At 37.7% G+C, this 23541-nt stretch carries 24 protein-coding genes and 1 other annotated feature; of the genes, 14 read left to right on the forward strand and 10 right to left on the reverse strand.

Annotated features, from left to right (window positions below):
- Window positions 1-132: 132 nt before the first annotated feature.
- Complete coding sequence (locus tag ACP3VS_RS12080; protein WP_036217833.1) at window positions 133-1881, reverse strand: methyl-accepting chemotaxis protein; 1749 nt, start codon at window positions 1879-1881, stop codon at window positions 133-135.
- Window positions 1882-2278: 397 nt separating this feature from the next.
- Window positions 2279-2530, forward strand: a binding site (T-box leader).
- A gap of 81 nt (window positions 2531-2611) precedes the next feature.
- On the opposite strand from ACP3VS_RS12080, the gene ACP3VS_RS12085 reads away from it, so the two are divergent.
- The 3 genes from ACP3VS_RS12085 (at window position 2612) to ACP3VS_RS12095 (ending at window position 5525) form a co-directional block, all read left to right on the forward strand.
- Window positions 2612-3973 carry an amino acid permease gene (locus tag ACP3VS_RS12085; protein ID WP_036217835.1) on the forward strand — a complete coding sequence of 454 codons (1362 nt, stop codon included), beginning with the start codon at window positions 2612-2614 and terminating at the stop codon, window positions 3971-3973.
- Between the two features lie 127 nt (window positions 3974-4100).
- Complete coding sequence (locus ACP3VS_RS12090; RefSeq protein WP_012292280.1) at window positions 4101-4250, forward strand: hypothetical protein; 150 nt, start codon at window positions 4101-4103, stop codon at window positions 4248-4250.
- A 333-nt stretch (window positions 4251-4583) separates the two neighbouring features.
- Window positions 4584-5525: an alpha/beta hydrolase gene (locus tag ACP3VS_RS12095; protein ID WP_171821101.1), complete on the forward strand. Its 942-nt coding sequence runs from the start codon at window positions 4584-4586 to the stop codon at window positions 5523-5525.
- Between the two features lie 154 nt (window positions 5526-5679).
- Here ACP3VS_RS12095 and deoC read toward each other — a convergent pair whose 3' ends face one another.
- Window positions 5680-6324, reverse strand: coding sequence for a deoxyribose-phosphate aldolase (deoC, locus tag ACP3VS_RS12100; RefSeq protein WP_031417744.1), 645 nt, complete (start codon window positions 6322-6324; stop codon window positions 5680-5682).
- Window positions 6325-6720: 396 nt separating this feature from the next.
- Here deoC and ACP3VS_RS12105 point away from each other — a divergent pair, with 396 nt between their 5' ends.
- Window positions 6721-7992 (forward strand): MFS transporter, encoded by a 1272-nt coding sequence (locus ACP3VS_RS12105; protein ID WP_426388808.1) that lies wholly within the window; start codon window positions 6721-6723, stop codon window positions 7990-7992.
- 40 nt (window positions 7993-8032) lie between these two features.
- Here ACP3VS_RS12105 and ACP3VS_RS12110 read toward each other — a convergent pair whose 3' ends face one another.
- Together ACP3VS_RS12110 and ACP3VS_RS12115 are read right to left on the reverse strand one after the other, a co-directional pair.
- Complete coding sequence (locus ACP3VS_RS12110) at window positions 8033-8473, reverse strand: cell wall hydrolase (protein WP_025116607.1); 441 nt, start codon at window positions 8471-8473, stop codon at window positions 8033-8035.
- Window positions 8474-8613: 140 nt separating this feature from the next.
- On the reverse strand, window positions 8614-9165 hold the full coding sequence (locus ACP3VS_RS12115) for an ECF transporter S component (protein ID WP_012292287.1): 552 nt from the start codon (window positions 9163-9165) through the stop codon (window positions 8614-8616).
- A 175-nt stretch (window positions 9166-9340) separates the two neighbouring features.
- Here ACP3VS_RS12115 and ACP3VS_RS12120 point away from each other — a divergent pair, with 175 nt between their 5' ends.
- Entirely contained in the window at window positions 9341-10189 is an 849-nt protein-coding gene (locus ACP3VS_RS12120; RefSeq protein WP_012292288.1) for a pyridoxamine kinase, read from the forward strand.
- Between the two features lie 63 nt (window positions 10190-10252).
- Entirely contained in the window at window positions 10253-10762 is a 510-nt protein-coding gene (locus ACP3VS_RS12125) for a GNAT family N-acetyltransferase (protein WP_031417740.1), read from the forward strand.
- A 30-nt stretch (window positions 10763-10792) separates the two neighbouring features.
- Here the strand turns inward: ACP3VS_RS12125 and ACP3VS_RS12130 are convergent, their stop codons facing one another.
- Together ACP3VS_RS12130 and ACP3VS_RS12135 are read right to left on the reverse strand one after the other, a co-directional pair.
- Entirely contained in the window at window positions 10793-11056 is a 264-nt protein-coding gene (locus ACP3VS_RS12130) for a hypothetical protein (protein WP_426388811.1), read from the reverse strand.
- Between the two features lie 107 nt (window positions 11057-11163).
- On the reverse strand, window positions 11164-11319 hold the full coding sequence (locus ACP3VS_RS12135; RefSeq protein WP_080695160.1) for a YvrJ family protein: 156 nt from the start codon (window positions 11317-11319) through the stop codon (window positions 11164-11166).
- A gap of 172 nt (window positions 11320-11491) precedes the next feature.
- Between ACP3VS_RS12135 and ACP3VS_RS12140 the strand changes: the two genes are divergently transcribed.
- Window positions 11492-12043: a sigma-70 family RNA polymerase sigma factor gene (locus ACP3VS_RS12140; RefSeq protein WP_036160539.1), complete on the forward strand. Its 552-nt coding sequence runs from the start codon at window positions 11492-11494 to the stop codon at window positions 12041-12043.
- Window positions 12044-12046: 3 nt separating this feature from the next.
- Window positions 12047-12244: a hypothetical protein gene (locus tag ACP3VS_RS12145; protein WP_012292293.1), complete on the forward strand. Its 198-nt coding sequence runs from the start codon at window positions 12047-12049 to the stop codon at window positions 12242-12244.
- Window positions 12245-12294: 50 nt separating this feature from the next.
- Here the strand turns inward: ACP3VS_RS12145 and ACP3VS_RS12150 are convergent, their stop codons facing one another.
- Complete coding sequence (locus ACP3VS_RS12150) at window positions 12295-13194, reverse strand: 3-hydroxyacyl-CoA dehydrogenase (RefSeq protein ID WP_426388814.1); 900 nt, start codon at window positions 13192-13194, stop codon at window positions 12295-12297.
- 226 nt (window positions 13195-13420) lie between these two features.
- Window positions 13421-14317 carry a copper oxidase gene (locus tag ACP3VS_RS12155; RefSeq protein WP_012292295.1) on the reverse strand — a complete coding sequence of 299 codons (897 nt, stop codon included), beginning with the start codon at window positions 14315-14317 and terminating at the stop codon, window positions 13421-13423.
- A gap of 334 nt (window positions 14318-14651) precedes the next feature.
- On the opposite strand from ACP3VS_RS12155, the gene ACP3VS_RS12160 reads away from it, so the two are divergent.
- Window positions 14652-15713, forward strand: a complete 1062-nt coding sequence (locus tag ACP3VS_RS12160; protein ID WP_036217869.1) for an S-layer homology domain-containing protein — start codon at window positions 14652-14654, stop codon at window positions 15711-15713.
- Window positions 15714-15863: 150 nt separating this feature from the next.
- Here ACP3VS_RS12160 and ACP3VS_RS12165 read toward each other — a convergent pair whose 3' ends face one another.
- Window positions 15864-16550, reverse strand: a complete 687-nt coding sequence (locus tag ACP3VS_RS12165) for a ZIP family metal transporter (RefSeq protein WP_227256897.1) — start codon at window positions 16548-16550, stop codon at window positions 15864-15866.
- A gap of 229 nt (window positions 16551-16779) precedes the next feature.
- On the opposite strand from ACP3VS_RS12165, the gene ACP3VS_RS12170 reads away from it, so the two are divergent.
- Window positions 16780-18468, forward strand: coding sequence for an FAD-dependent oxidoreductase (locus ACP3VS_RS12170; protein WP_036217870.1), 1689 nt, complete (start codon window positions 16780-16782; stop codon window positions 18466-18468).
- Between the two features lie 135 nt (window positions 18469-18603).
- Complete coding sequence (locus ACP3VS_RS12175; RefSeq protein ID WP_426388817.1) at window positions 18604-20223, forward strand: GNAT family N-acetyltransferase; 1620 nt, start codon at window positions 18604-18606, stop codon at window positions 20221-20223.
- A 48-nt stretch (window positions 20224-20271) separates the two neighbouring features.
- On the opposite strand, the gene ACP3VS_RS12180 is transcribed toward ACP3VS_RS12175, so the two are convergent.
- Window positions 20272-20895, reverse strand: coding sequence for a hypothetical protein (locus ACP3VS_RS12180; protein WP_012292300.1), 624 nt, complete (start codon window positions 20893-20895; stop codon window positions 20272-20274).
- Between the two features lie 279 nt (window positions 20896-21174).
- Here ACP3VS_RS12180 and ACP3VS_RS12185 point away from each other — a divergent pair, with 279 nt between their 5' ends.
- The 3 genes from ACP3VS_RS12185 (at window position 21175) to ACP3VS_RS12195 (ending at window position 23541) form a co-directional block, all read left to right on the forward strand.
- Complete coding sequence (locus ACP3VS_RS12185) at window positions 21175-21624, forward strand: SACOL1771 family peroxiredoxin (protein WP_012292301.1); 450 nt, start codon at window positions 21175-21177, stop codon at window positions 21622-21624.
- A gap of 140 nt (window positions 21625-21764) precedes the next feature.
- On the forward strand, window positions 21765-22400 hold the full coding sequence (locus ACP3VS_RS12190; RefSeq protein ID WP_426388819.1) for a sugar transferase: 636 nt from the start codon (window positions 21765-21767) through the stop codon (window positions 22398-22400).
- A 10-nt stretch (window positions 22401-22410) separates the two neighbouring features.
- Window positions 22411-23541: a glycosyltransferase family 4 protein gene (locus ACP3VS_RS12195; RefSeq protein WP_031417731.1), complete on the forward strand. Its 1131-nt coding sequence runs from the start codon at window positions 22411-22413 to the stop codon at window positions 23539-23541.

The following is a 23541-nucleotide window of genomic DNA, read 5'->3' on the forward strand; positions in this document are numbered from 1 at the left end:
TTGTTTTTCAATCTACTGTATGTTTCATCAAAAGCTCCAAACAGTCTGGAATACCTGCAGTTTTGTAAAGTCTTTAAACCGGCTTTTTTTTTCGGCTTAGACCATGTTCAATGTTCAAAACATTGCTAGCTTTTAAATAGTATATCGCTCCATTAAAGTATTTAATTCACGATTTAGTTCCGTTAGTTTTTCAGCAGCATGAGCTACATCTGTAATTGCTTTAATGTGCTCGTCGATGGAAGACGCAATTTCCTGTACTGAAGCGGCCGTCTGCTCTGATACGCTGGACGCACTTTCGATTCCTTCACTCATCAACTTATTATAGGATGTCATCACGTCCATTTCTTTATTAACGGCTAATATGGATTCTACAATTTGTTTAACAGAATCAGACATCTGATTGAATTTGCTTTGTGTTAGGGCTACATCATCATTTAACTTTTTAGCAGTTTCCATTGTTCCTTCTACAGTTTCAACTGTTTTAGTAGTTTCTGAAACAATGGATGAAACTACGCCTTGTACTTGGTGGGTGGCCATTTTCGATTGTTCTGCTAGTTTTCTTATTTCATCGGCAACCACTGAGAATCCTCTACCATACTCACCTGCTCTTGCAGCTTCAATACTCGCATTTAAAGCTAGTAAATTGGTTTGTTCTGCGATTGTTTCAATGGTTTCCATCACCTGTGTGATTTGATTTATTTGATCATGTAATTTTTTAATTTCATCACTGACTTCTTGTGAGGCTGCTAGTGAAATAGTATTGGACTGTTGTAATTGTTGTACTATTTCAATTCCCTCGGATGATATTTTTTCTGCATGTTTTGTAATGTCGTACATAACTTTACTTTGTTTTTCTGTGGTTTCTATAGAATTGGATAATAGCTCTACTGTTTGGTTTATGGTATCCAAATCGTGGGCTTGTTCCTGTGTACCAGTAGCAATTTCAGTAATGGCTCTACCAACTTCGTCACTACTAGCAGATGTTTCTTCTGAAACGGCAGATAAGTTAGTTGCTGAATCCAATAAATGTTCACTTGTATTTTTAGTCTTTTCGACGAGCGTGCATAATTGCTGTGACATTTTATTGAAAGCGGTCGCAAGTTGTCCAATTTCGTCATTTGATTCAGGTAGATGGGTAACCATTATATGACCATCAGAAATTTTCGTTGCAGCTTCAGCTACTTCTTTTAACGTGTTTAATTTCTTCCGAATACCTAAATAAAATACCAGTGAGCTTAAAGTAATAAGTACGACTGTTGCACCAAAGATAATATATTGTAAAATGTTTAATCCTTCATAAAATTCATCTTGAAAGACAGCAATTCCAATAGTCCAGCCCCAAGGCTCAAAATATTCTGTATAGGCTGTTTTATCTTTAAAAGAACCATCTGGCTGTTTATCAGAATAAATGACAAAGCGATCTGATTCATTTTTGGACTTGCCGCCTGCAATGATTTTTTCGCGATTACTTCTGTTCAGGTCATCGGCAGGAGCTCCACCTATTTTAGAAGGATGGAGTTGTAACACTAAATCCTCGTCAAAAGCTAATATATATCCATTTTCTTTGTAAGTAAAATTGGATTTTTGATAATCGTACTCTCCCATTTCATTGACGGGTCCATTTAGAATAATTCTGGCTTGTTCTTTTCCTTCTTCTAATGTTATTTTGCCACTTTCCACTTCTTCATTAATCAATTCTATTGAAGTATAGGCCCCTTTGACAATGCTTTGGAGTTCTCTTTGACCTGATTCTAAGAGCTGATCTTTGGCAACCCAATAGCTTGTTGAGCCGATAATCACAACTGTTACAAGTATAATAATTGTGATTAGTAGCATTAACTTCCCAGAGATGCTTCGTAACCGTAAATTTTTCTTCATCATTCGCTTCCTCCCGCAACTATATATAGGTATATTTCGACAGTAATCTACATAATTCAATAGTATGGAAATTATTTTTTATAGTAGGCTAAAGGTTCTATCATAAACTAGAAGCAAATTCTTATGATTATAAGGATGAGTATGATTCTATTATTGTCCAGTATGCTGAAGGGAAGTGGAAAAATGGTAAATACTATCGTCAATATTTGGTGATAATTGAATCAAATAATGTGTAAAACGTCTTTCTTTATAAAAGGGCTAAATTACTGAATAAAATTTGGTGAGTTGTATGTATTTAGTAAAATGTCATATGTAAGTTAAGCGGGTTATGAAGAAAATGGTATTGACAAAATATTTTTTTTCTGTAAAATGAAAAACAATTCAAAAATATTTGTATAGAACAAAGGCTATGAAAAGAAATAGTATCAGTTATTTTTACGAACAGAAAGTTACCGGTTGATGAGAGGTGCATGTAAAACGATTGAGAATTCATCTTGGAGCTGTGTACCGAAAGGATCATTCTAAGTAGGCTACACCGGTAAGCACCCGTAATCATGTGCGAGAGTATCGTCAAATGACCGTACTTCTTAAGGTAAGTAATGTGAATTGCTTATAAATTAAAGGTGGTAACACGAGTTGAATCGTCCTTTTGGTTAATCCAAAAGGGCGTTTTTTTTTATTCCTTTTTTGAGCAAAGTATTTGAAAATCTATACGTATTAGGAGTTAGACATTATGAATGACAATCATCAAGATTCACAGCTAAAACGCGGATTAAGTACTCGTCACATGCAATTAATTGCACTTGGCGGGTCCATTGGGGTCGGTTTATTTTATGGCTCTAGTTCAACCATTCAAATGGCTGGACCATCTATTTTACTAGCTTATTTAATTGGCGGATTAGTTATTTTCACCATTATGCGTGCATTAGGTGAAATGGCAGTAGCGGAACCTGTATCAGGCTCGTTCAGTACGTACGCGAATAAATATTTAGGACGCTTTGCGGGGTTCTTATCGGGCTGGACGTACTGGTTTATGTGGATTGTCGTTGGTATGGCAGAATTAACAGTAGTCGGTGTATACATTAACTATTGGTTTCCGGATATTCCACAATGGGTAACTGCTCTTGTAGTACTTGTTATGATGACGCTTGTAAACTTAGCAAATGTAAAAGCCTACGGAGAATTTGAATTCTGGTTTGCAATGATTAAAGTTGTTGCGATTATCGGGATGATCGTTCTTGGATTAACCATTATTTTCTTCGGTGTTGGTAACCACGGTGAAGCAATTGGCTTCGAAAATTTATGGGCACACGGTGGCTTCATGCCAAACGGTTTCCATGGTATTTTAATGTCACTTGTATTAGTTATGTTCTCATTCGGTGGGGTTGAATTAGTGGGTATTTCTGCAGGAGAAGCAAAAAATCCTAGCAAGTCCATTCCTTCTGCTATTAACAACATCGTTTGGCGTATTTTAATTTTCTACATTGGTGCATTGGGCGTTATGATGGTTATTTATCCTTGGAACGAAGTTGGTTCAGAAGGTAGCCCGTTCGTTCAAATTTTCGATTACGTCGGCATCCCTGCTGCAGCTCACATTATTAACTTTGTTGTTATTACAGCAGCAATGTCTGCATTTAATAGTGGTTTATATGGCTCAGGACGCATGCTTCACAACTTATCGGTACAAAAAAATGGTCCAAACTATTTTAAAACGGTAAGCAAAAACGGTAGTCCGCGTAGAGGGATTTTATTTTCTTCAGCGGTGTTATTAATGGCAGTTGTCTTAAACTATGTAGTACCTGAAAAAGTGTTCATCTATATTTCTGCTGTTGCGACTGTTGCAGTCATTACAAGCTGGATGATTATTTTATTTGCACAATTGAAATTTAGAAGGGCAAAAACGAAAGAAGAAGTAGCTGAATTAAAATTTAAAATTCCGCTTTATCCACTATCTACGTATATTGCCATTGCCTTCTTATTAATGGTTATTGTGTTAATGGCGTTTATTCCGGACATGCGTGTTGCCCTATATGTCGCACCAATTTGGTTTTTCATCTTATTTGTTGGATACAAAGGTATCAATATTAAAAAATAGTTACAACATTTCATTTAACATCAGTTAACTCGGTTGGCTATGCCTATAATGTATACATCAGCAAATTAAGGTATATTATATTTGTTGAATAGAATATCTGTAAGACAGGAAAAGTAGGTGAACCAACATGGGGAAATATCAATTAGATACTAAAGGTAAGGTTGCTGTGGCAAAGTATCATGAAAAACACAAGCCTGCCAAATTTGATAAAAAGCAGCAACTTGAGAAAATACGTGCGGAGTATTTGAAAAAGAAGCAAGAACAAACAGATCAATAATATGAATGAAAACATAGGAAGATGAATATCTCCCTATGTTTTTTCAATTTGATAATAGCGTTTTTGATTCTTGACAAAAACTCGTCATCAGGTATCCATTATTTGTTAATAGATTTTGACATTACGTGAACCGCCCTAGCATTTTTTTATTTGTTCATCCTCTGTTCATATGGTTGTCATGAGGGGGACATCTTCATTGTATAGGGTATTCTTAACGGCTTGCGAAAGTGGCCGGGATTGAAGATGCGAAGTTGATAACGAAAGGGAGGAGTGGCACGAGATCAAAATAGTAAAAGGCTTTCACTGGCTGTTTTATATCGTCGTGCAAAGAGAATGAAAAAAAAGATAACCATTATAGGTAAAATACTAGCGGGTTTAGTTATAGCTATATTACTTTTTTTATTGATTGTTTTCTTAGTCAATACAATTTGCAGCAAAATGGAGCAGGGGAAAATAGAAACGTATGGTCAGTCTGTAAGAGTAGACGGAAAAAATATGAATGTTTTCATTCAGGGAGAGGGCGAGGAAATTGTCGTACTTTTACCTGGTTATGGAACGGCAGCACCGGGACTTGATTTTCAACCATTGGTAGATGAATTGTCTCCATTTTACAAGGTTGTTGTCGTTGAGCCATTTGGTTATGGATTGAGTGATTTAACTGAGAAGGAGCGGAGTTCAGAAAATATTGTTAGTGAAGTACATGAAGCTTTACAGCAGCTTCATATTGAGCGGTATATTCTAATGGGTCATTCGATTTCGGGCCTTTATGGACTGGATTATGTGAATAAATATCCTAATGAAGTGAGTGGATTTGTGGGGCTCGATAGTAGTGTACCGACGATTAGCGAGAAAAAGATTGGTGCTTCCATCATTACCACTATAAAATTCCTTAAACAATCGGGTTTAGCAAGATTGCAGGTGAAGCTGGGTGATGACCCATACGCCGAGCTATCATATGATGAAAAAACAAAAGAACAATTAAGAATGCTACAGCATAAAAACCTGTATAATTCCACTCAGTTAAATGAAGCTGAAATTATGTATGAAAATTTTAAAGCAGCTGAAAATTTATCATTTCCAAAAGATCTTCCTGTTATTTTCTTTATCCAAGCGAATCATCCAGTCACTGATAGATGGGTACCAGAGCATCAAAGGCAAATAAAAAATTCAGTGTATGGTCAGGTCGTGACATTTGACGGGGATCATTATTTGTATCGTGCACAAGCAAAAGAAATTGTGGATAGCTTAAGAGAATTTATGAAAGTGGTAAGGTAGTGAGCTAATCTGTAACATAGTCGAGTCAACTAGGTGAGTCATCAATTAAGCGTAAAAGCCTCATGGGTTCTACAAATAAACGCTCATTTAAATTTCCCTTTATGCATATGGCTAAGTGATTTAAAACCGCCCATTTGGACGGTTTTTTTCACTTTTAACGAAGTATTTTTACAGCAGAGCTAGTGCCTATTCTTGAGGCACCTGCATCTATCATAAATTTTATATCTTCCATGGTACTTACTCCGCCAGAAGCTTTTACCCCAACATTTGGTCCGACTGCTTGTCTCATTATCGCAACGTCTTTAGCAGTTGCTCCATGCAGTGAAAAACCTGTGGAGGTTTTAAGAAAATCGGCGCCAGCTTTTACGGCTATTTGGCATGCACGAATTTTTTCTTCATCTGTTAAGAGACATGCTTCTATAATCACTTTTACTAGCGCTTTTCCTTGTACAGCGTTGACAATCATTGAAATTTCTTTTTCCACTAGCATGTTGTTTTTGTTATTTTTTAATTCTGCTATATTCATCACTACATCTATTTCGGTGGCTCCGTTACCAATGGCATTTAAAGTCTCGAATACTTTCGTTTCAGTCGTGTTTGCACCTAAAGGAAATCCTATTACTGTGCATATATTCACATCCGACTCACGTAATAGATCAGCAGATAAGCTCACCCATGTAGGATTCACGCATACAGATGCGAACCCGTATTGTATGGCTTCTTGGCATAATTGAATGATTTCTTTTTCGGTCGTATTAGGTGAAAGTAATGTGTGGTCTATTAATTTTGCATAGTCCATAAATATATCATCTCCGGCTTCAAAATATGTTTCTGAAAAATAGGCGATAGGACATGTTTAGCTGGAAAGCGATGTTTCCCTACTAAAAAGGTCTGTAAGGATGTTAAGCAACCTACGTGTTATATATTAAAGGGTTTAACATTTTTTAGACCATCCAGTTTATGTGATTTTTCCTCATCCATTAGGACCTAGGTCTTTATGTGTTTTTAAGTTCAATTTTCTAGAAATTAAATATGGTCCATATATTTCCAACATTTAGCTTGCAGTTGGGTGCAATTGGTTATTTGAAATTTTTGAAATAGGTTTGAAATATTAAATGTGACACTGGCAAAAAAAGGTCTCCCCCCAACCACCAATTCATATACATAAGGTAAAAACTAATAGGAGTAGTGATTATTGGACAAACAACATCACAGGTATAGATGGGTTGTGTTTGTTGCGGTATTGTTTACGTATTTGTTAATGGCCAGTCAACGAACTGCTCCCGGGTTAATTACAGACCAATTGATGAGCGATTTTGGGGTGATGGCATCGACCATTGGGCTATTGACGAGTATCCAATTTTTTGTGTATACGAGTTTACAAATTCCGATGGGGGTTTTAGCTGATCGGTTTGGACCGAACTTGTTTCTTATAATGGGTGCTATCCTTACAGGGCTAGGCACGATTCTGTATAGTCTAGGTACACATGAATTCATCCTATTTTTTTCTAGAATACTTACTGGTATAGGAGACGCGACCATTTGGGTGAATATGGTGCTTATTTTGGCACAATGGTTTCAGAAGAAGGAATTTGTTCGTTTAATTGGCTTTGCAGGTATGACAGGTAGTCTAGGGTTCTTATTGGCGACGGTTCCTTTTGCTACTTTGATTCTTTTATTGGGTTGGAGAATTTCATTTTTTTCAACGGGACTCTTATTATGTTTATGTGGTGTTCTTCTTTATTTTGTACTTGTTAAAAATGCGAAACGTATCTTTTCAGTAAAATCGATAGTGGAAGCTGAAGTGCTACAACGTGAGAAAACGTCTGTTTTATTACGGAAAATATTTTTAAATCGACAAGCTTGGGCTTTATTTTTTTGCCATTTTGGGGTTGTTGGGGGATATGTTGGCTTTATCAGTTCGTGGGCTGTTCCCTACGGAATCCATTTGTATGAGATGACACGTCCAGAGGCCAGTCAGCTAATTATGATTGGTCTTTTTGGAGCACTTATCGGGGCTCCTCTAACAAGCTGGCTAGCTGGCCGGCTAGAAACGATTAAGAAGCCTTATATAGGTGTTCAATTGGCTGTTTTATTGAGTTGGTTATCCTTTCTCTTACGGAAGGGGCATCCGTCCCTTTATTTACTTATTATACTATTCTTCATCATCGGCTTTGGATATGGAGCAAGTGCCTTAACGTTCGCGGCGGTTCGCCAAACTTTTCCTATCAGTGAATCTGGTATCGTTTCTGGCTTTGCGAATACGGGAGGCTTTTTAAGCGCTGCATTACTACCGATTATTTTTGGCTATGTGTTGGATTATTTTCAATCCACTTCAGGTTATTTAGGGGATGGGTACTACTATGGGTTTTTCACCCCAGTTTTATTCTCCGCCATTGGCTTGATGGGAGTACTATTATTGAAGGAACAGCGTATGAGAGCAGGCAAAAAAATGTCAAATAGATGAAAGGAATACCTGTAAAATAAGGTATTCCTCTTTCAACGACTTACCCCATATAAACACTTTCACAAGTATCTGGTGCTGGTTCATAGAAGCAATGATTTTTAAATTGCCCTGTAAACGGTTGGCCGTACCATGTTGGGGGACATGGGGCATACGGATTGAAGTACCAAAGGGCGTATTTGGCTGGGTGCTGACGCCAGAAGTCTAAGTTCTGTTTGGCTAATCTTTTTTCCGTTTCTCTGGCACGTTGGTAAAACATATTGCCTTTTTGAACGGCTTCAAATGAATAATTTCCTCCTTGCACTTGATAAATCACTTGCTCGATAGTTCTAACATCGTTAAAGTCTAAGCAAGATGCAACAGCGCGATTGACAATCACATTGCCTACGTATAACATACCTTGCTGCCCTTCACCTTCAGCCTCTGCTCGCATCATCCTTGCCATTAATGCAACGTCTGCATCACGGTATTTTACTCTTGGCATTTTTACCACCTCCACCATATAGTATGAAAATGATCGAGGCTAATTTCACGTTATCCTGAAAATTAGCCGTTTTCTATATACGAGGAAAGAAAAAACGCCATTCGAGCTGCAAAATAAATGAGCAGGATGGCGTGTTTATATTAAAAATTCCTTTTGAAATAGGGGGTTTTTTTCAGAACGACACATACTGGAATAGCGATAATTAGGCCAACCATGTTTTGAATAACATCACCAGGAATGGATGCTAACGGTGCAATCCAGCTATTGAACATAATCGCTTGCCCGATATAATAGACGGCAATCATTACGGGCATGGATACAACAGCCCCTAAAATGTTTAAACCAATATGGTCGCCTTTATATCCTTTTGACCAAGCAATTTTACCAACGATAAAGCCTTGTAATGCGCGTGAAATAATAGTAGTGGGTGCCCAAATTAACCAGCCCCCTACGATATCGAACAAGCCCATTCCGATGGCTCCTGCAAGTGCTCCCTTTTTTGGACCAAATAAAATGGCTGAGATAAACAGCATGGATGTTCCTAAGTGAATCAGTCCACCTTGACCAAAAGGTAATTTTAGATTAATAAACATGGTTGCAACGAAAACAAGTGCCGCTAAAATAGCTGTAATGACTAAATCAAATGTTTTCGTGCGTGGTCTTGTATAGGATGATCTTTGTATATTTTGCATCTTTATCTTCCTCACTATGATGAATATTTTGATGATTTTTACTTTAGCAAAGGACTGACTGTTGTAAAAGTGTCAATTTTATAAAAAAGTTAGAGGTCAGTTGATGGATATTTTCGCATTTTACGAATTGTGATACGATGAGGTGAGTATAAACAGGATGAGTTAGGTGGAATGTATGATGAAAAAAGTGGCTGTAATTCAGGATATGTCATCCTTTGGGAAGTGCTCGTTAACGGCTGCAATGCCTGTATTATCTGTGATGGGTATGCAGGCGGTGCCATTGCCAACTGCGATTTTAACGGCGCAAACAGGATACTCGAGCTTTTATTGTGAGGATTTAACCTCAAGGATGGACTACTTTATGGATGAGTGGAGCAAACTTGGGGCGAGCTTTGATGGCATTCATACGGGCTTTGTTACAGGGAAAGAGCAAATCGATAATATTTTTCGTTTTTTAGGCGTGTTTCACTCAACAGATACAACCTTGCTAGTTGATCCTGTAATGGGGGATCACGGTGAGGTATATAAAATGTTTACGGGCGACTTACTGGAGCGAATGAAGGAGCTAGTAAAGTGTGCCGACATTATTACGCCAAATGTGACGGAATGTTGCTTGCTCACAGGTTTGTCGTTTGAGAGGATGCAAAGCTATCAGCATGAAATAGATTATATTCAGGTCCTAGAAGAAGCGGGTCAGCAGCTCCAACAGGCCACTGGTGCAAAAGTCATTATAACTGGCTTGAATCCACCAACAGCTGCGGGCAAGCGTTATGTGGGCAATATGTTTGTCGATGCGGAGCGGTCTTTCCATAGTATTCGTGACTATAATGGTGAAAGCTACTCAGGCACGGGTGATCTATTTGCGTCTGTTATTATGGGCGGCATGATGCGTGGGCAGGATTTAGTGGAATCCATGAAGCTAGCAGAGACGTTTTTAGCAGCTGCTATTGAAGCGACTTCCAAGGAGCAAGTACCGCGCGAGGCAGGTGTTCATTTTGAACAATTTTTACGGATGTTACTTTAGAAAAAAGTTTTTAACGTTTTAAAAACGTTGTTAGCAATCAATAGAAATGGGAGGGGAAGACATATGGAAATTAGGTTATTAACAGCACAAGATGCTACATCCTATCGAACATTAAGATTAGAGGGATTACAAACAAATCCTGAGGCATTTGGTTCAAGCTTTGAAGAGGAAAAAGATATGGCGCTTGAGTTGTTTGCAAGTAGACTGGAAGCGCAAGGTTCTCTTACCTTCGGAGCATTTGATCAGAATGAGTTGTGTGGGGTTGCCACATTAGTGCAGGAAAGCAAAATGAAGCTAAAGCATAAGGCAAGTATTTTTGCTGTTTATGTGTCTCCCAAAAAGCGAGGGCATGGCTTAGGTAAACGTTTGATGCAGGAAATAATCAAGCAAGGAAAGCAATTAGCCGATGTAGAGCAGATTAACTTAACCGTAGTATCTTCTAATGAATCGGCAAAAGGACTGTACACATCATTAGGCTTTCTAATGTTCGGGACAGAGAAGAGAGCTTTAAAAATAGACCAACAATGCTTTGATGAAGATTATATGGTTCTATATGTAAAGCCTTTGAAGTAAATCCAAACTTCAAAGGCATTTATGCAAAATTCAAAAAAACAATACAATGAATAAAGTAATGACCGCAATAAAAAGAGCTAATAAAGTGCTAACCATACTTACTTTCTTTTTCAGTAACCATAAGCTTAGCGCAACAATAATGATTGATAATGGGCGTATCAGCCAAAATACAAGATTGCCCAAGTATTCAATTTGAATGGGGAATGAATCATAAAAGTAATTATAAGTGATGCCTAGCATGAAAAAAATGGTTATGGCTATATCGGCTGATACCATTGTATTGTGAGTAATCATAATCCCCTCCCATCTCAGAAATATTTATTTTTACATATATTGTATGCATAGACAGAGCGAAATCACACGGCAGCATTCATTAATAGGATGCTGCCGTATTTTTTTTACTATTCCTCATGTTTATTTAAACTTCTGATGATGACAGCTTCTAAATTTTCCATTTTCTTTTCAAATCGCATAAAGAGATAGATGGTGATGGCCATTGGAAATCCTGAATTACCAATTAAGTTCATCCACATTTGAATATTTTCGGGTGTTAGCATGACATCTTCCTCCTTCACCAATGTTGTGTCTTACATATGTAAAAGTGGTTTTAAGTTAAATAAAAACAATATTAATTTGATTTTTAAGAACATTCGTTCTTGTTTTGGTTTATAATAGATAGATGATAGTCACTTTATTTAGCAAGAAGGCGGATAGATAGGAGTGATGATGATGAAAAACGAGAACTATAAAATCGAGAATTTTTTTGGCAGGAATATGGAACAGATAAAAAATCCAATTATCAAAAGCTTTTTGGCTAATGCTAAAAACCTTTATTTGGTTGAAAAAGCAATCTTATATCCAACTGATTGTAATATGAAATTGGTTGATGAAACATTTCAATTACACTATATAAATGTTCAAAAAATAAAATATGTCAGTAATTTAATTTATTTCTATAGCTTGGATTTTGATAAAAAAAGGAGAAGATTACACGACCGTTTCTTATTAATTGTAGACGATGGTCTATTTGAGACTGGGATGGTGAGAAAGGACGAAATCATTCAAGAAGGGTTATTAGACGCTGTTGAAAATGAAGAATTATTTCAATCTTTGAAAAGCTTAACGGATAAGCAGCTTCAAATTTTAGAAATGATTTATGCTCATGATTATTCGATAAAAGCTGTTGCTGAAACATTACAAACAACACCCCAAAATATATCGAATCTTCATCGAAAGGCATTAAAAAAACTACAACAAAAGCTTCGTAAAGAGGAGGGGTAAGGGATGGAAAGGGAAAATAGCTATCACGAGGAGTCACTTCAATTCATCGAGAATTTTTCACCTAAAATTAAACAATGTCTCCATCAGACAAGCTATCAGGAAAGAGAAGATTTGGAGCAGGAGATTAAATTAAAAATTATTGAAAAACTTGCGACAAAGGAATTTATCAATACCCCTAGCTTTTGGGATTTCTTCACCTAAGCCAAAAAAAGAGCAATTATCCTTGTTTGTGGACAATTGCTCTCTTTTCATTAACCTTTTAAGAAATCTGGTTTAGCAAAGCTTGGGTTTGGATAGGTATAGAAGCCCTCACCTGTTGCACGACCGAGCTTACCTTTTTCGATGTACTCTGTTTTCAGTAGGTTGGCAAGCTTTTTCATGTTTTCATCACCAGTAGCCGTTGCTTTTGCTTCAACAATGTTATAGGCAGTGTTGATACCAACGATGTCTAAGATGGCGAATGGACCAAGAGGCGCGCCTGTACCAATCATCCATGTTTTATCAATCGTTTCCGGGTCTGCCACTTCTTTTACTAATAAAGATTCGGCGGCATCTAAAAATGGTACGAGCAATGAGTTTAAAATATAGCCAGGTTGCTCCTTATATAATGGTAGTGGAACCATGCCGATTGCACGTGCAAATGCAACAACCTCACCGAATACTTTCATATCTGTGCCTGGGTGTTTCATAATTTCAGCTGTGTTGTTTTTCCAAATAGTATTGGCAAAATGTAGAGCTAAAAATTTCTCAGGACGGCCTGTTGCTTCTGCAAATTGGCTAGGTAATAAAGTAGATGAGTTAGTCGCAAAAATTGTTTTGGCAGGTGCTACTTTGCCAAGGTTCGTATAAAATTCTGTTTTAATTTGGACAACTTCAGGGATTGCTTCAATTACAAGATCAGCATCAGCAACAGCTTGTGCTAAGTCGCTTTTAAATGTTAGTCGAGCATAGGCAGCATCTACTTCTTCTTGTGTAGCTCCTAAGTCTTGTTGATAAAGTGGTTTCAATTTTGTAATACGATCCTGTGCATTTTTCAACGCCTCGTCGTTAATATCGTAAATGGTTACTTGAAAACCTTTAAAAGCAGATTGATAAGCAATTTGACTTCCTAAGACACCGCTACCTGCGACCGTAATATTTTGATAATTCATCGAAATTCCTCCTTTAAAATTGTTACATTAATATAATAGTGTGGATATGTAAAAAATCCTTCGATACTATTCCATACTACTTCTTTAGGTAATATAAAATCAAATGATAGCCTCTATTATTATAATGATATAAAGTTTGTGGTCTTGCTCCTTTACAAGTATGTACCCAATATCGACTAAACATAACTGTAGAAATAAAAAAGACAGCAACTAAGCTGTCCATGTCTTAACAATAATCCACTGTGGTAAACATCCCGCCAACATCAGGAGCGCCGTTATTGGTAACGTGGTGAGGCATATGACAATGGAGAGGCCAAATGCCTGGGTTATTGGCCAGAAATTCTATATCCCACGTTTCACCAGATGCCACAAGAATAGTGTTTTTTGCGATTTGGGTATGACGAGCAATTGGAAAACCATCTGCGCCAACAACATGAAATTGATGGCCATGCAAATGGATGGGATGGTGATGCATTTGGATATTGCCAAAACGAATTTTTACTGTATCACCGAAATTTACAGATAAGGATTTGGTGAAGGGATAGCACTTCCCGTTCATCGTAAAAAAATTAAATTCTGGCTTCTTAAAATTTAAAGGATACGTGCCCTTCGTAAGAGCCCCCCAGGGTAATTGATCAACTGCCCATTCCTGTAATAAACATAAATAATCTTTGTGCTGTGAAAGGTTCTGTTTGCTTGGATCTTCAACAATAAACCCTCCTAATAGGCCAGCATTATCTTGCACAGCTACATTTACATGAGAGTGATACATATACGTCCCTGGTGGATTTTTTATCGTAAAGTGATAATCAAAATAATGCCCCGGTTCAATAAAAGGGGATGGTTCAATAGGTGGTACACCATCCATAGCATTTGGCACCATTAAGCCATGCCAATGTACACTTGTTTTTTCGGGCAACCGATTAATTACACGAATACAAACACGATCCCCTGGAAAAACGCGGATGGTCGGACCGGGTGTAGAACCATTGTAGCCCCATACCTGAATGAATATCCCATTTACTAGCTCCCATGTTATTTCCTCTGCAGTCAAGGTGAACAGCTTTGTTCCATCTACTTGAATTCTATAAGGTAAATCTGAAATACCAGGGGTAATAACCATTTAGCACCCTCCTGAAGGTTAATCTTCACTATTGTATGTCAATGGTGATTCAATGTAGGACTAGTTACTTTATACCTAATTTTTCATATTTATTACATTAGTAGCATATATAAGGGGAATGATGTTTTGTAAATGACTAGCCTATGCATACATAACATAAAAACTTATCTTATTTCTTCAATGGTCTTTGCTGTGAGTGAAAATAGAGGTAGTCCTATTATAATAGGACGAAAATAGGTCTTTTATATAATTATTGTAGAATTTACATATTTTTATAGAAATACAAACTATTGATTTAGTACACTGAATTTATAGATTAAAGGAGGAAATAGTAATGAAGAAAATAATGTTAGCCGGAGCACTAAGCATTGTATGTTTTACAGGAGGATTGGGTGGACAAGCGTATGCACAGGAAGCGGTAGATGTTGCAAATTTGATTCATCAAAAGCAAACAGTAGCAGCTGCTGATCAATTACAAGCCATGTCCTATCAAGATATCTATAAAATATTACTACTATCTAAGGTAGGCTATGAAAATAATGAGGTTACAATCGTTACAACAAATACAAATATAACCGTGAAAATTTCACTAGAGGCGATTCTTCAATCCTATAAAGATGGTACAAATCTTTATCCGGAAGGCGAAAAAGATTTTACGGAAAACTATGAAGAAATTAAGAAATTATTCGGTAACGCTATTCAAATTCGAATTACGCAAACTGGAAATGGCTTTAAGAGTGAAATCTTTACGGCAAATAAATGGGAAGCTATAAGTGCGGCAGATTTAAATAGTATGTTAGTAGTATTTGCTCGTGCAGATGTGGAATTAAAACCAGGTGGGTACTTCAAGGATGCAATTGGACATTGGGCAGAGAGCTATATTCAATTGCTCTATCAAGCAGATATTATAAATGGCTCATCTGCCACAACATTTAATCCAAATGGACAAGTTACTCGTGGAGAACTGGCAGCTATTATTTTCAGAGCATCAGGTTTAGATGTAAATGAAGATTATGAAGGACCAGCTACTTATACGGACCTTAACGGCTTTTGGGGTGCGAAGGAAGTAGCCATTTTAGAAGAGTATGGCTTAATTGATATTTTCGATGGTAGTAAGTTCGAGCCCAAAAAACCTGTTACACGTGAGGAAATGGCATACGTGACAGCGAGATATTTAGAAGCTATGGAAGTGGATCTTTCTAAAGTAAGCAAGACCAATACATTTACAGATAAAAATCAAATGCGCAAGGAAACAGTAGAGTCTATTGGTTTATTGCAGCAATTAGGGATTTTAAATGGTACGAATGGTAAGTTTAATCCGAAAGGAAATCTTACTCGTGCAGAGGTTTCAAAAATTCTTACACTCACACTAATGGAATTAAGTGACGAGGAATAACAATAAAAAGCAATCCACCTTATGATTGTGGATTACTTGAATTCATGGCAAAGGTCGTCGAAAAGCTCACTCTCGATGGCCTTTGTCATTTTTTCTCGCAGCTCATGGCAAAGCAAGTAGGAATAAACGGTTTTACTTTAATTTCATAGTCTATTCGACCAGTGTATGGAAGATATAGCTTAGGAGATAGCCTAAAATGAGATACATAAAAAATGATCTGAACGAGACATACCTTAGTTGATGCAAAATGAATTCAGAGATGCTGGCTGTGGCAATCAACCCTATAGATATGCCCATTAAGATACCCTGTGCCTTTTCGGGTAATGCCCAATATTGCCCAAACCAGATGAAAATACTGAAAAAGACAGAGAAGATAAAGAAATAAATAAAAAGTCTCCATAGCCTCTCGCCCTGAGAAATGAGTGCGGTTGATAGGGCAAAACCTTCAGGAACATGGTGAAGAATAATGGAGGCTGTGAGAGAAATACTTAGTGCTGCATTACCAAGTAAATTGCCAACAGTAAGACTAATGGGTATGGTATGAATAATCATGGCAAGGGTTAGTAGGGAGACAGAGGGATTTTGCGCATGAGAAGCATGGAATAAAGTATCTAACAGTTGAAAAATGAAATAGCCAATAAAAATACCGAGTATAATTCCAAATGATTGATAGATTTGAAAGGAAGAAGGAATGATATCTAGAACGAGTAGGCCTACTAGAAAACCACCACATAATAATGACAGCCCTTGTGTTGTATGTTGAAATAGCTTAGAGAAAATCCAGGCAATTGCGCCACCAAAGCTCACACTGAAAAATAGAAATCCACCAAGTATCATTGCACTCACCTGTAAAATCCCCCGCCTCATCATAAACTTAAAGTCGTTTTTTCAAATATATGCTAAGTAAAGTTGAATATGCTTGTAGCAAACTTTCTTGAAATGGGATGTCAGCTTTATGTAGGAAAATGGCGAACCTATTAAATTGACTGAAAATTAGTTTAATTCTATACTTCTTTAAGAGGGAGATTATATTCATCGATTTAGCTCATAGGGGAGGAATGGTTGAATGAAGTGGGATGCAAGTTTTGATGTAGTTGTAGTAGGGTCTGGAGCAGCGGGATTGACAGCAGGTTTATCAGCAAAATTACAAGGATTGAAATCATTAGTCATTGAAAAAACAGATCGTTATGGTGGTGCTTCTGCAATTTCTGGTGGTGCCTTATGGATTCCCAATAATCATGTTATTAAAGGTGAAGGTGTCCCAGATACACATGAACTTGCACGCCAATATTTAGATGCCACAATAGGTGATCGTGTACCCGAAGCGTTAAAGGAAGCTTATATCACGAAAGGGCCAGAAATGTTGCGTTTTTTATACAATAAAACGAACCATATGCGCTTCCAATATGCCAAAGGCTATTCCGATTATTATCCTGAAAAATTGGGTGGTTTGTCGCAGGGACGCTCCATTGAACCACTTATTTTCGATTTAACAAAAATGGGCTCACTAGCTGATCATATGCGTCGAGCAACTCTATCGACCAAAGGCTTTACGATGAATAGTTACGAGTTTCATAAGGTCAATATGATTACGCGAACGTTCAAAGGGAAAACAACAGCATTGAGATTAGGAATACGTTTAGTGAAATCTAAGGTGACAAAGAGCGAGCCAGTAGCGCTAGGTGAAGCATTAGTGGCTCGTCTACGATTATCACTTGCCGAAGCAAATGGAGAGCTTTGGTTATCAACGGCTTTTAAAAATTTCATAATGGATAATGAAAGAGTAGTTGGCGTGATAATTGAACGTGATGGACAAGAGCAGCGGATAGAGGCAAAAAGAGGTGTTGTCTTGTCGTCGGGTGGCTTTTCACATCATCAGGCATTGAGGGAAAAGTATTTACCAGCTCCTACTAATGCTGCTTGGACATCTTCACCTGTGGGGCAAACAGGGGATATCATTGAACCTAGTGTGACAATTGGAGCTACTCTCGATTTAATGGATAAGGTATGGGGAGCACCTTCTGTTATTGATCCACAAGGACAGCCATTCTTCCTTGTGGCTGATAGGGGTGTACCTAATATGGTGGTTGTAGATAGTGCAGGACAACGCTATGTCAATGAAGCAGCACCTTATCATGAGTTTGTAGATACAATGTACAAACATCAAGAGGAGACGAAGCAGGCTGTACCTTCCTGGATACTTATTGATACAGCTGCTAAAAGCCGTTATATTTTTACAGGACTGTTTCCTGGACAAGCGTTTCCGAAAAGCTGGTATGACCATGGAATCGTGAAAAGTGCCGAAACGATTGAGGATCTTGCGAGGCAAATGGATGTGCCGAAAGAAAACTTAGTCGAGACGGTCAATCGTTTTAACATCTTTGCACACAATGGTCATGATGATGACTTTAATCGAGGCGATAGTGCTTATGATAATTACTACGGGGACCCGACATTACCTAACCCTAATTTAGCAGAGTTAAAGAAAGCTCCATTTTATGCTTTGCGTCTCTATCCTGGAGATATTGGTACAAAGGGTGGAGTAGTAGTGGATGAATTTGCTCGTGTTGTGAAAAAGGATGGCCAACCAATAGAAGGATTGTATGCATCAGGTAATTGCTCAGCGTCTATTATGGGGGAAACCTATCCAGGACCAGGTGCAACGATTGGACCTGGTATGACACTTAGCTATATAGCAACTACACATATGGCTAATGCCGTCACTAAAATAGAGGAACCACTTATAAAGGTATAGTGTGTGCGAAACCCTTCCTATTCATTTGAATAGGGAGGGTTTCACGTTGGTGGACTGTTCTAATACTTTCTTGCTAGGAATATAGTGGCTACTAAATATGTGGTGAGGATAACGAAAAGGGAGCGATTCAGTGCGGTGCTAGACTATAAAATAATCACTTCAATGGACATGTTAGAGCCCTATCGAAGTACTTGGTCAGGTATACTCGAACAAGAAAAAAATAATAATCCTTTTATTGAATACGAATGGGTTACGACATGGTGGGCAACGCTTGGTATACATGACAATGTAGAAATATTTATAGTCGAGCATCAAGGGACCGCTGTGGCATTTTTTCCGTTAGTTCATACTGTCGGTTTTGGTAAAATTCATTACTTTGGTTTTTTAGGACAAGGGTATGCGACTTATATGGAAGTGATAGCAGAGAAGCAATGGATGGAGCGGGCCATTCATTATATATTGAAGGTGATCACGCAAAAATATAAGCGTTATTTGCTCGTGTTTCAGGGGCTCATTGAAAGTAAAGATACTTCTCAACAACTTGAGAAATATGCGATAGAATACCAGATGCCTTATTCTATATTTCGAACTGTAACGTCATTTATAGATTTTCAATCAATGACAGTTGATGACTTTTTAAAAAAGCATCGCAAGACATTTAAAAGCATTAAGCGTTATGAGAAGAAATTAAAATTATTTGGACGCCTTGACTTTCAGGACGTTGGCGTCAATCATTTTCATAAAATGTTTACGCTTTTTATGCGAAGATGGCGCAAGAAGCTGGACAAAAGTCGATTTACCGAAGCACAGACTCGATTGTTTTATGAACGCTTGGCTGATGTCTCTAATGAAGCCTTTAGAGTCGAGGTTGACAGTTTGCAATTTGAAGGGCATTGGATTAGCTTTACTATTGATTTATGCTGTAGAGATCGTAATTTTTGTCAGGCTATGGGCCATGAGCCTGATTTCAATAGGTTTGGCCCTGGCAGTTTAATAGAAAAGGAAAACATGCTCAAAGCACATGATTCAGGCTTTCGTTATTATGATTTTGGTAGTGGCTATGAGCCCTATAAGTTTCAATGGTATACCGATATTGATTTTACACGAAAATTTATTATGAGTACGAAAGGCACTACTGAGCGCTTTATTCGATCATGGATGGTATTACGAGATCGGGTAAAAGGAAAATTAACAAACAATCACCAGCTTGTGAAATTGAAGCGGGACAGGTTAGGGGAATTGTTGTATTTTTTAAAGCATGCTCGAACAAGAGAATGGTTACGATTAATGAAAGGGGTCCTTCAACGAATCGTAGCTATTCATAGGATAGACATCTATATCGCGGAGCAAAAATACGATCAAGGATATATGCCCTTTGAAGAGCTACATATGAAGGATATTATGACACTGAATGAGCGGCCTGCTTATATCGCGCATTTTTATAAGGGAAATCGTTTTTTTAGTGATGGAGATCAAATTGTTTATAGGAGGCACGATCATATAGCGTACGAAGAAGTGAGCGGCTATACGTACGAGCTATCTGCCAATATGTCTTTCATCAGAGAATACGACACCCAGCTACTAAAGGAAATTGTTGTAGAAGTGCAGCGTGAAGGGCGATCCGTCTGTACAATCGCTCCGTGGTATGAGGGGCGAAGACGACGAAAGCTGAAGCAGGCGGGTTTTCATAAAGTGAGCCAAATTACCTTAGTTAGGTTGTTCAAATGGCGAAAAGAATTTCATGCTAAACAGTAAACCCTCAGTGTTTTCAACTGAGGGTTTACTGTTTAGTAGAGAATTAGATTAAAAATGGATACCAGGTTTATCGATTAGCTTACAACCTGTCCCGTATTTTGCTTTTAAGGCACCTTTGAATTGAGTTTGCTCTACCTCAGGGAATGTTTGTTTCCAAAGTTCAAAGACATTATGACTGGAAGCCTTTCCGTCCTTTGTAAGTCGTGCAATATGGAAGCCATATTCGTCATTACAACGAGCTAATGGACGATTTTCACGTACAGTAATAATGCGACCACTTACTGTCATTTTATATAGGTCTTCATAGCCTGCAATAGCACGGCTTTCTTCGGTTTCATCAACGACTGCTACTTCTGCTACTTCTGCTGCTACGGCTTTCTCTTCTAACGTTGCTTCGTTTTCAGATGTTTGCGTTTCAGCAACGTTATTTTGAGTTGGAAGCTGTTCTACAATGACAAAATCCTTATTGGATGCTTTGTCACTCATCGTTGCCATAACATTCATAATAGAACCAACATAACGTAATGGCTTCTCTTTTCCTTCCTCAAAAACAAAAATATTATAATCGGTTTTATTCATCTTTTTCATAATAATATTACCTGTTGTAATAGTAAAACCGATAAACTTGTTCTTTTTAAGTGCCTGTATTGCTTCTTGCTTTGTTAAAATCATTTTAAAATCTCCTAATGAATTATTTATTCTATTCTACCATAAAATTTGTCACATTGTTTTTTGTAAAATAATAGTTAGTTTTTATGTAGTAAAGTAAAATATTCCTATTTTAGAACTTAACGCTTATTTCGAGCATACCGTTAAAATGTGGTAGAGTTAGAGACAGCAGTATCATAAAATGGCGGCGTTACGTATCTCTTATCATAATTGGCGTTGAATGCTCGTCTTCTCGGGAGAACGAGCATTTTTCTGTCATACGTACGTAAAGGAGGATTTAAAATGGTTCAGCATAAATTTACAATGGACTTAACTTGGTCGGATGGAAGAAATGGTACTGGAACTATCAACGCTAGCAATCTGAAAACGCAAATTTCTATTCCTCAGGAGATGGATGGACCTGGCATTGGTACAAATCCGGATGAAATGTTATTAGGGGCTTCAGCGACTTGTTATTTAATTACATTAGCGGCTCTTCTTGAAAGATCCGAGGTGGCTGTACATGATTTATCTCTGCAGTCTGAAGGGTATGTCAGTGTAGTAAATGGTGTGTTTACCTATGAAAAAATTATTCATAAGCCTAAAATAGTTATCTTAAATTTAACAGAGCATCTTGAAACAAAAATTACTCGCTTCGCACAAAAAGCGGAACAAACATGTATGATTAGCAAAGCATTAAAGGGTAATGTGGAAATCGAATGTGATGCCCAAATTTTAGGAGCGCGCATATAATAAGAAAAATCGAGTTATTCAGCATGTGCCGCTGGTATAACTCTTTTTTTCATCTAGACTCACTTTTCTTAAAATAGTTCTATAAATGTTCAAAATGAATATATAGTGTTAAGTAGTAAAAAAATGCAAAGGATGGTGAAGTGCACGTTTCGACAACTAAGAATCTCACATTCTATGGTCAGTATGGCAAAAGAATATTTGATATTACCGGGGCATTATTATTACTTTTTATGACAATCCCTCTAATGCTAGCTGTATTCCTCATTTTACTCTTCACAACAGGTCGCCCCATTTTTTTTAAACAAATACGAACTGGCCTGGATCATCACCGCTTTGTTATTTGGAAGCTACGCACAATGTGTATACAGGCAGTTCCAATCAATATGCCAGCTATATGTACGAATGGTATCCCAGATGACTACTTTTTTAAATTAGAGCAGGATACACGGATTACCAAAGTAGGGGCTATCCTTCGAAAGCTAAGTATTGATGAAATTCCACAGCTGTTAAATGTATTAAAAGGAGAAATGAGTATTGTGGGGCCTCGTCCGGAGGTTCCGACCATTACAAATGCCTATAACAATTTACAGGCCAGAAGACTAGAGGTAAAACCAGGTTTAACAGGTCTTGCCCAGATTAACGGCCGTTCTAATATTTCCCATGGACAAAAAATTTCATATGACATTGAATATGTTGATCATTACTCCTTTTGGATGGATGTCCAAATTGTTTTGAAAACCCTTTATGTAGTCCTAGCAAGAACGGGTGCCTATTAAATTACGGGGAGTGGCCATACTGAAAATTGTTCAGCTTATTACACGAATGGATAAAATCGGTGGAGCACAAAAGCATGTGGAGGCATTAGCCATCCAACTCAAGCAAGATGGGCATGAAGTAACTGTCGTGACTGGCTCCTACCAGCCATCCCTTTGGCGCTTACAAGAGGAAAAAATTACGGTTATCCGTATTCCGGCTATGCAACGTGCAATTCATCTAGCAAAGGATTTCCGCACATTTTGGCAATTAAGAGCCGTTATCAAACGTTTACACCCTGATGTGGTAGCCACACATTCATCTAAGGCTGGTGTGATAGGTCGTATAGTGGGTAGTTTACTGCACATCCCAACAGTTTTTACTGCACATAGTTGGAGCTTTACAGAAGGTGTTCCTCAAAGGAAACAGATGCTTTACTATCGAATGGAAAAATCGGTTCAGCGATTCTCCACAAAAATTATAACGGTATCTGATTATGATCGGGAGCTAGCACTCATGAAAAAAGTTGCTCCAGCTCATAAACTGCTTACTATTCATAATGGTATTGCTCCAATAGACAGTAATCCTTCAACAGAAAAGACTTATACGGAGCAGCCAGTCATTGTGATGGTTGCTCGTTTTGAAGTGCCAAAAAGACAAGATCTATTGCTGGAGGCTTTAGCAGAACTGACGGATGTTCCGTGGCAACTTCAATTGGTTGGAGATGGTTCTCTACGACCTGCCCTAGAAGAGTTTGTTGCACAGCATAATTTAACAGATCGCATAATATTTTTAGGTGATCAATTAGATGTACACACCTATTTGGAGAAAAGTCATGTATTTGTTTTGTTGTCAGATTGGGAGGGGCTGCCAATCTCTATTATTGAAGCCATGCGTATAGGCCTCCCTATTGTTGCAACAAATGTGGGTGGTGTTAAAGAGTTAGTTGTGGATCATGGCAATGGTTTTTTAGTAGAGCGAGAGGATAAAGAATTATTGAAGCAGAGGCTTCGTCATTTATTATTGGATGCTACCTTAAGCCAAAAAATGGGCAATGCGAGTGAACGACGCTATTTACAGTATTTTACGTTTACCCCTATGTATCAAAAAACGTTAATGGTCTATCAACAAGCTGTTTCAGAACTCGTAAAGAAAGGAGATTAA

Source organism: Lysinibacillus sp. VIII_CA (genome assembly GCF_049943995.1).
Classification (GTDB): Bacteria; Bacillota; Bacilli; order Bacillales_A; family Planococcaceae; genus Lysinibacillus; species Lysinibacillus pinottii.

Coding starts and splice junctions, on each gene's coding strand:
- ACP3VS_RS12080 (WP_036217833.1), bottom strand. CDS start 1,881: ATGATGAAGAAAAATTTACGGTTACGAAGCATCTCTGGGAAGTTAATG.
- ACP3VS_RS12085 (WP_036217835.1), top strand. CDS start 2,612: ATGAATGACAATCATCAAGATTCACAGCTAAAACGCGGATTAAGTACT.
- ACP3VS_RS12090 (WP_012292280.1), top strand. CDS start 4,101: ATGGGGAAATATCAATTAGATACTAAAGGTAAGGTTGCTGTGGCAAAG.
- ACP3VS_RS12095 (WP_171821101.1), top strand. CDS start 4,584: ATGAAAAAAAAGATAACCATTATAGGTAAAATACTAGCGGGTTTAGTT.
- deoC (WP_031417744.1), bottom strand. CDS start 6,324: ATGGACTATGCAAAATTAATAGACCACACATTACTTTCACCTAATACG.
- ACP3VS_RS12110 (WP_025116607.1), bottom strand. CDS start 8,473: ATGCCAAGAGTAAAATACCGTGATGCAGACGTTGCATTAATGGCAAGG.
- ACP3VS_RS12115 (WP_012292287.1), bottom strand. CDS start 9,165: ATGCAAAATATACAAAGATCATCCTATACAAGACCACGCACGAAAACA.
- ACP3VS_RS12120 (WP_012292288.1), top strand. CDS start 9,341: ATGATGAAAAAAGTGGCTGTAATTCAGGATATGTCATCCTTTGGGAAG.
- ACP3VS_RS12125 (WP_031417740.1), top strand. CDS start 10,253: ATGGAAATTAGGTTATTAACAGCACAAGATGCTACATCCTATCGAACA.
- ACP3VS_RS12130 (WP_426388811.1), bottom strand. CDS start 11,056: ATGATTACTCACAATACAATGGTATCAGCCGATATAGCCATAACCATT.
- ACP3VS_RS12135 (WP_080695160.1), bottom strand. CDS start 11,319: ATGCTAACACCCGAAAATATTCAAATGTGGATGAACTTAATTGGTAAT.
- ACP3VS_RS12140 (WP_036160539.1), top strand. CDS start 11,492: ATGAAAAACGAGAACTATAAAATCGAGAATTTTTTTGGCAGGAATATG.
- ACP3VS_RS12145 (WP_012292293.1), top strand. CDS start 12,047: ATGGAAAGGGAAAATAGCTATCACGAGGAGTCACTTCAATTCATCGAG.
- ACP3VS_RS12150 (WP_426388814.1), bottom strand. CDS start 13,194: ATGAATTATCAAAATATTACGGTCGCAGGTAGCGGTGTCTTAGGAAGT.
- ACP3VS_RS12155 (WP_012292295.1), bottom strand. CDS start 14,317: ATGGTTATTACCCCTGGTATTTCAGATTTACCTTATAGAATTCAAGTA.
- ACP3VS_RS12160 (WP_036217869.1), top strand. CDS start 14,652: ATGAAGAAAATAATGTTAGCCGGAGCACTAAGCATTGTATGTTTTACA.
- ACP3VS_RS12165 (WP_227256897.1), bottom strand. CDS start 16,550: ATGATACTTGGTGGATTTCTATTTTTCAGTGTGAGCTTTGGTGGCGCA.
- ACP3VS_RS12170 (WP_036217870.1), top strand. CDS start 16,780: ATGAAGTGGGATGCAAGTTTTGATGTAGTTGTAGTAGGGTCTGGAGCA.
- ACP3VS_RS12180 (WP_012292300.1), bottom strand. CDS start 20,895: ATGATTTTAACAAAGCAAGAAGCAATACAGGCACTTAAAAAGAACAAG.
- ACP3VS_RS12185 (WP_012292301.1), top strand. CDS start 21,175: ATGGTTCAGCATAAATTTACAATGGACTTAACTTGGTCGGATGGAAGA.